The sequence below is a fragment of the Rugamonas sp. GW822-FHT03B10 genome, from assembly GCF_058801745.1.
Window position 1 is genome coordinate 1 of record NZ_JBXANP010000042.1, and the last position, 6,630, is coordinate 6,630.

7 protein-coding genes and 2 pseudogenes are annotated in these 6,630 nt (G+C 69.2%); all 9 read right to left on the bottom strand.

The features are described from left to right. A pseudogene (locus tag AC1RQG_RS27615) lies at positions 1-628 on the bottom strand (hypothetical protein); the annotation flags it as partial. Further along, on the bottom strand, positions 625-942 hold the full coding sequence (locus AC1RQG_RS27620) for a hypothetical protein (RefSeq protein WP_493136586.1): 318 nt from the start codon (positions 940-942) through the stop codon (positions 625-627). The gene AC1RQG_RS27620 and the pseudogene AC1RQG_RS27615, both read right to left, overlap by 4 nt. Beyond that, positions 935-1,324 (bottom strand): flagellar export chaperone FliS, encoded by a 390-nt coding sequence (gene fliS / locus AC1RQG_RS27625; RefSeq protein WP_493136588.1) that lies wholly within the window; start codon positions 1,322-1,324, stop codon positions 935-937. The genes AC1RQG_RS27620 and fliS overlap by 8 nt, the downstream gene beginning before the upstream one ends. A 52-nt stretch (positions 1,325-1,376) precedes the next feature. After that, positions 1,377-2,780, bottom strand: a complete 1,404-nt coding sequence (gene fliD / locus AC1RQG_RS27630; RefSeq protein ID WP_493136590.1) for a flagellar filament capping protein FliD — start codon at positions 2,778-2,780, stop codon at positions 1,377-1,379. 109 nt (positions 2,781-2,889) lie between these two features. Beyond that, positions 2,890-3,309: a flagellar export protein FliJ gene (gene fliJ / locus AC1RQG_RS27635; RefSeq protein WP_493136592.1), complete on the bottom strand. Its 420-nt coding sequence runs from the start codon at positions 3,307-3,309 to the stop codon at positions 2,890-2,892. An 8-nt stretch (positions 3,310-3,317) separates the two neighbouring features. Further along, positions 3,318-4,628 (bottom strand): flagellar protein export ATPase FliI, encoded by a 1,311-nt coding sequence (gene fliI, locus AC1RQG_RS27640; RefSeq protein ID WP_493136594.1) that lies wholly within the window; start codon positions 4,626-4,628, stop codon positions 3,318-3,320. Next, the gene (fliH, locus tag AC1RQG_RS27645; RefSeq protein WP_493136596.1) at positions 4,625-5,320 is read right to left on the bottom strand and encodes a flagellar assembly protein FliH; all 696 of its coding nucleotides are present in this window, start codon (positions 5,318-5,320) and stop codon (positions 4,625-4,627) included. Before fliH ends, fliI begins: the two co-directional genes overlap by 4 nt. Next, on the bottom strand, positions 5,317-6,351 hold the full coding sequence (locus tag AC1RQG_RS27650) for a flagellar motor switch protein FliG (RefSeq protein ID WP_493136598.1): 1,035 nt from the start codon (positions 6,349-6,351) through the stop codon (positions 5,317-5,319). The genes fliH and AC1RQG_RS27650 overlap by 4 nt, the downstream gene beginning before the upstream one ends. Beyond that, positions 6,335-6,630 (bottom strand): annotated as a pseudogene (locus AC1RQG_RS27655) (flagellar basal-body MS-ring/collar protein FliF); the annotation flags it as partial. The pseudogene AC1RQG_RS27655 and the gene AC1RQG_RS27650, both read right to left, overlap by 17 nt.

Consider the following 6,630-nt stretch of genomic DNA (forward strand, 5'->3'; position numbering starts at 1 on the left):
GATGTGGAGAAGAGACAGCGGCGCGGCTGGCGATGCTGGCGGTGCCGGCGATGCCGGCGATGCCGGCGGCCGGCGCTTCGGCGCTGGCCGCGACGGTCTGCGCGGTCTCGGCGGCGGTGCGGGCGGCGGCCGTGGCGCCGTTGGTGGCGGGCGCGTTGTTGGCGGCGGCCGGCGCCGGCGCAGTGGCGGCTGGCGCGGCGCCGCTGGCCAGCACGGCCACGCCGGCCGTGCTCAGGTCCAGCCGGGCGCTGGCGCCGTTCAGCGCGGCGCTGGTGGCGAGGGCGTCGACGCGCGCGCCGGGCGGCGCGTCGGCGCCGGCCGTCGGCTGGCCGGCCGGCGGCGGGAGCGTCACGGCCAGCATGGTGGCGGCCATGGACGCCATGGCGGCGCTGCCGTCGGCGACGGGCGCGGCCGGGGCGCCGTCATCGGCGGCCGGGGCGGGGCCGGCGTCGTCCTGGGCGGCCGGCGCGGCATCGTCCGGGGTCAGGTTCAGCAGCTGGGCGAACAAGGGCAGCGCGGCGGCGCTGTCGGGCGCGGCGGCAGGGGCGCCCGCGACGGCCGCCGGTGGGGCGGACGCCGTGGACGCGGCGGAGGGGGCGGGTGCGGCGGTGCTGGTCATGAAGGTCATGCTGGGGTATCCGGGTCGGGGCTGTCGTTGCTCAAGGCGTAGGCGATCCAGCCTTCTTTATTGGTTTGCATTGCTTGTAATCGTTTGCTCATGTCGGCCACCGCCGCGTCGCAGCGCGCGGTGGCCTGGTGGTGCAGCTGCTGCAACGTGGCCAGGGCCGCCTGCTCGGCCGGGCTCCACGGGGCCTGGCCGGCCATGGCGGGCAGGGCTGCGGCCATGGAAACGTTAATCGCCGCCAGCGCCTGCCAGTCGTCGGCGGCGAGGGCGGCGCGCAGCTTGTTGGCCAGGCGTAGCAAGGCCCGTTGCCTATCCATTCTTGGCCTGTACGCCCAGCCAGCCCTGCTTGATGGTGGTCAGCAGCCGCGTCACTTCGTCGATGATCTCGGGGTCCATGCTGACGCCGGCCTTGTACAGGCGCGCCGCGCAGTAGTCGTAGAGCTGGCCCAGGTTGGCCACCACCTCGCCGCCATGCTCGAAGTCCAGCGAGCTCGACAGCCCGTTGATGATCTCCGTGCACTTGTTCAGGCTGTTGGCCTTGAGCTCGTAGCGCTTGCCGACGATGTGGCCGCGCGCGCGCGCCAGCTCCTCCAGCAGGCCGTCGGTCAGCACCAGCACCAGTTCGACCGGCGTGGCGCGGGCGGTCTGGGCTTCCAGGTTGACGGCGTGGTAGGAACCGTAGGCTTCTTGATTCATCATGATGTTCACCATAGAGAGAAAGACGCGGCGCGGGGGCGGGCCCCCGGCCCCGTCAACTGTTACTGCTGTTCGATGAGAACAGGGCGGTAAACAGGTTGGAATTGCTGTTCATTTGCGACTGCAACTGCTGCAGCGCCGTGAATTGGCCGAGGTAGCGCTTGTAGGCGCTGTCGTACTGGGTCTGCAGCGTGGCCTGGCGGTCCGTGAGCGCCGTCTGCAGCTTGCCGACGGAGGTCTTGCGGGTGCCGATCTGGCCGGTGGCCGAATTGGTCCATTGGTCCATCAGTTTGTTGAGCGCGCCGAGCGCGCCGGTGCCGCCGCTGGTGCCGCTGGCGCGGCCGAACAAGCCGTCGAGTCCGGTCGGATTGGCGGCGATGGCCTTGGTCAGGCGGCTGCTGTCGAGGGCCAGGCTGCCGTCGCGCTGGGCCGTGATGCCGTAGGCCACCAGCGACTGGCCGTTGGCGTCCAGCGTGCGCACGGCCGCCACCATGCGGCTGCGCAGCGCGGCCACGCCGGCGTCGGACGCGAACGGGCCCGAGGCCACGTTCTTGCTGCTGTCGGCGGTCTGGGTCAGCGTGTTGAGCACGGCGTTGAGCTTGTTGTAGGCGTCGATGAAGCTTTGCACATTGGCCTTGGTGCCGCTCAGGTCGTTGCCGACGGTCAGCGTGGCCGGCGCCTCGCCCACCGCCTGGGCCTTGGTGAACGTCATCGACACGTTGTCGATCAGGTTGTAGGTGTTCGAGGCCTGCTGCACCTTGGTGCCCGTGCCCTGGGCGCCGATCCACACGATGGCGTCCTGGGCCGTCGCGATGGTCTTCTGGTTGCCGGCGCCCAGCGCCGCCTGCAGGCCGGGGTCGGTCACGCCCGACACGTCGAGCGAGACGGCGTTGGCCGCGCCGGTCTGGTTGGCGCTCAGCACCAGCGTGGTCTGGCCGTTCACGTTCAGGGTGGAGGCCGTCACGCTCGAATTATTGCCGGCCGCGATGTTGATGGCGGCCGCCACCTCCTTGGCCGACAGCACGTTGTCGTGGTTGGTGTCGGCGTTGGCCAGGTCGATCTGGAACGAACTGCCGTTGGCCAGCGTGACGTTCAGGGTGCCGGCGCCGGCGGCCGTGCTGTCGGCCACGTTGCCGTAGGCCACCTGGCCGGCCGTGGCCAGCTGTTCCACATAGAACGAATAGGTGCCGGCCACGGCGCTGGCGTTGGCGCTGGCCGTGCCCACGGCGCTGCTGAAGGTGGCGCTGTTGGCCATCACGGAGGTGGTCACCGAGGCCAGGCCGCTGATGGCCGTCTGGAACGCGCCCATGGCCGCGTTCAGCGAACTGAGCGCGTTGGCGGTGGCGTTGGCCGTGCTGGTCTGGTCATCGAGGATCGCCTTGCTGCCGGCGATGTACGAGGTGGCCAGGTTGGTGGCGGTGGTGACCGGATCGTAGGTGGGGCTGTTGATGACGGACATGATCGTGCTCCAGGGAAAGTATTAGGAAGTGTACCTTGTTATAAGGCGACCCAAATCGTTTCCATATGAAAATAATCCGAAAAAAATCGTGTCATGCCCGGCGCCGGCCCTATTTCTGGCCACGGAACCACAGTTGCGTTGCCAGTTCGTCATGCTGCTTGCGTTCCTTGGCCGCGTGCTGCTGGCGCACGGCCTTCTGTTGCTTGTCGAGCACCTTGTCCAGCACTTCGCGCTTGACCCAGGCCGCGTTCAGCGCCTGCTGCGACACCGCCATGTCGGCCTCGTGCATGTGCAGGTCGAGCCGGTGGTTGTCGGCCATCTGCATCACGGCCTGCTTGTAGTCGCCGCAGTTGCCGGCCAGCGCCAGTGGCAGGTTGCCGCTGGCGCCGCTGTTGGTGTACAGGCCCGTCAGGCGGTCGAGGTTCTTCTGATAGCGTTCGCGCAAGCTGGTCTTTTCCGCCATCTCCGTCTGCAGCCGCTCCACCTCCGTGTTGCGCAGCGCGACCAGGGTGCTCAGATTGCGTATCATGTGCTGGTTCATGTCATCAACCTCTCAAGTTGCTCGACGCAGGCGGGGAAGGGCGCCGCTTCCTTGGTGCCCTGGCACAGGTATTCCTCGATATGGGGATGCAGCTTGACGGCATGGTCGGTGACGGGATCGGCGCCCGGCACATAGGCGCCCAGCGGGATCAGGTCGCGCACCCGGTCGTGGCGGGCCATGGCGGCCTTCATGGCGCGCGCGGCCTGCACGTGTTCCTTGCTGATGATCTGGTTCATGCAACGGCTGATCGAGGCGCCGATGTCGATGGCCGGGTAGTGGCCGCGCTCGGCCAGTTCGCGCGTCATGACGATGTGGCCGTCGAGGATGGCGCGCGCGGTGTCGACCACCGGGTCCTGCTGGTCGTCGCCCTCGGCCAGCACGGTGTAAATGGCGCTCATGCTGCCGGCCGGGTTCTCGCCGTTGCCGGCCGACTCCACCAGTTGCGGCAGGCTGGAGAACACCGACGGCGGATAGCCCTTGGTGGCCGGCGGCTCGCCCAGCGCCAGCGCCACCTCGCGCAGCGCCATCGCGTAGCGCGTCAGCGAATCGACCAGCAGCAGCACGTTCTTGCCCTGGTCGCGGTAGTGGGCCGCGATCGAATGGCACAGTTCGGTGGCCATGATGCGCATCAGCGGGCTCTCGTCGGCCGGCGCGATCACCAGCACCGCCTTGGACAGGCCTTCCTTGCCGAGCGACATGTCGACGAATTCGCGCACCTCGCGCGAGCGCTCGCCGATCAGGCCCACCACCACCACGTCGGCCACGGTCTGGCGCGTGATCAGGCCCAGCAGCACGGACTTGCCGACCCCCGAGCCGGCCATCAGGCCCACGCGCTGGCCCTTGCCCAGCGTGAGCATGCCGTTGATGGCGCGCACGCCCACGTCGAGCGCCTCGGTCACCGGTTGCTTCCTGAGCGGATGGATGCGCGGCGGCTGGGCGTCGAGCGGGAATTCGCCGCCCAGCTTGCCCAGCCCGTCGATCGGCTCGCCCAGTCCGTTGACCATGCGGCCCAGCCAGCCGGGGCCGATCTGCAGGCTGACCTTGTCGGGCGAGGGCAGCACGCGCGCGCCCGTGGTCAGGCCGGTGGCCTTCTTGAACGGCATCAGGAACGACAGCTTGTCGCGGAAGCCGACCACCTGGGCGTCCAGCCAGGGGCCGCCCACGGTCTCGATCTGGCAGCGCTGGCCCGTGTGCAGGCGGCAACCGGCGGCCTCGAGCAGCAGGCCGGAGGCGCCCACCAGCCGCCCGGTCGGGGTGGCCACGGGCACGGCGTCCAGTTCCAGATTGCGCAGCGCGTCAGCGATCATTCTTCGCTCTCGGTGTCGTCGTCGCCGCCGTCGGCAGCCTGCAATTGATTATCGACCTGTTCCATGACGGCGGCAAGCCGTTGATGACAGCCGGCGTCGACCTCGTTGTCGCCGGCCTTGATCCGGCATTCGCCGGCGTCGAGGCGGGCGTCGCCGATCAGGTTCCAGCGCTTGGCGCGCTTGGGGTCGAGCTCGCTGATGCGCTTCAATTCCTCGGGGTTCAGGTAGACGTCGATCTCCTCGCGCGTGGGCGGCATCGAGGCCAGCGTCTCGTCCACCAGCGCCATGATCTGCACCGGCTGCAGGGCCAGTTCGGCCCGGATCACCTGGCGTGCCACCTTGGCCACCAGGTCCACCACCTCCTTGCGCTGGGCCGCGCGGTAGTCGGCGCGCAGCTTCTTCAGGCTTTTCAGCATCGCGTCCACCGGACGGGCCAGCTGGTCGTAGGCCACCAGCGTCTCGTGCCGGCCCTCGGTGCGGCCCTGTTCCAGGCCCTGCGCGCGGCCGGCCTCGAAGCCATCCTCCTGGCCGCGCGTCAAGCCGATCTCGTAACCGTCGCGCTGGCCCTGCTCGAAGCCCTGGCTGACCGAGGCCTGCCAGGCGGCGCCGTCGCCCGCGTTGCCGTGCGGCCGCACGCTGGCGGACATCACCTGCGACAGCGGCGGGAAACGGTAGGGGCGGAACTGCTTCATTCGACCACCGCCTCGGCGAACAGCTGGATCTCGATCTCGCCGGCGTCGGCCAGCGCCTTGACGGTGGCCATGATCTCCTGGCGCGTCTGCTCGATGCGCGACATGGGGATGGGGCCGGCGCGCCGCATCATGTCCTCGAACGCCTGCGCCTGGCGCTTGGGCATGGTCTTGAGCACGGCGTCGCGGATCGACACCTCGGCGCCCTTGAGCGCGATGGCCCACTGCTCCAGCGGCACCTCCTCGATGATGCGGGTGATGGCCACCTCGGACTGGGTCGACAGGATGAAGAAGTCGTACATCGACAGTTCGATCTGGGCCACCACCTCGGGGTCGTGGGCGCGCAGCAGTTCGACCATCTGGGCCCGGTTGCTGGGCAGGCGGTTGAGGATCTCGGCGGCCTGGCGTATCCCCTCCACGCTGGTGCTCTGCATGTCGAACGTGCCCAGGCAGCGCATGACGAGCTGGTCGAGCTCGAGCAGCAGGTCGCGGTCGATCTCGTCCAGGCGCGCCAGGTTCAGCAGCACCAGGTCGCGGCCCTCGACGGGCAGGGCGTCGATGATCTGGCCGGCCAGCGTGGGCGGCAGGAAGGCCAGGAACACGGCCTGCATGCGCACGTGCTCGTTGGAGATGTACTCGGCCAGCCACTTGGGCGAGGCCCATTGCAGGCGCGCCATCTTGGGCCGCAGCTCGTCGCCGTAGATGCTGTTGAGCACGGTGTTGGCGATGTCGCCGCCCAGCGCCAGGTCCAGCGAGCGCTTCAGGTAGCTGCGCGAGGCGCCGTGCACGCCCGATTGCTGGCGGTAGTCGTCAAAGAAGGTCTGCATCGCGTGCTTGACGGACTCGACCTTGATGCCGCTCATGCGCGACATGACCTGGGTCACCTCCAGCAACTCCTCGCGCGACAGGCAGCGCAGCACGGCCGCGGCCGGCTCCTCGCCTATGCTCAGCAGCACGATGGCGGCCTGCTCGACCGGGGTCAGGTAGACCGGCTGCGGTTCCTGGGACTCTTGTATGCTATTGAGTTCGGCCATTTTTCTGCATCCATTGTTTGACGACTTCGGCGACGCGTTCGGGTTCCTTCTCCGCCAGCACCTTCAAGTGATCGACCATCACGTCCACCGGCGAACCGGCCGGCGGCAAGTCGTAATTTTCCAGCAGCGGCACCACCGGCATGCCGGGCCCGGCCCCCTCGACGCCGGGCAGGGCGCCGGCCACGGCGGCAGCGCCAGGCAGGCCCGGCACGCCGGCGGCGCCGGCCAGGGCCGGCGTGGCGCCGGCCGCCTGGGCGGCCGCCTGCGCGGCGGCGGGCT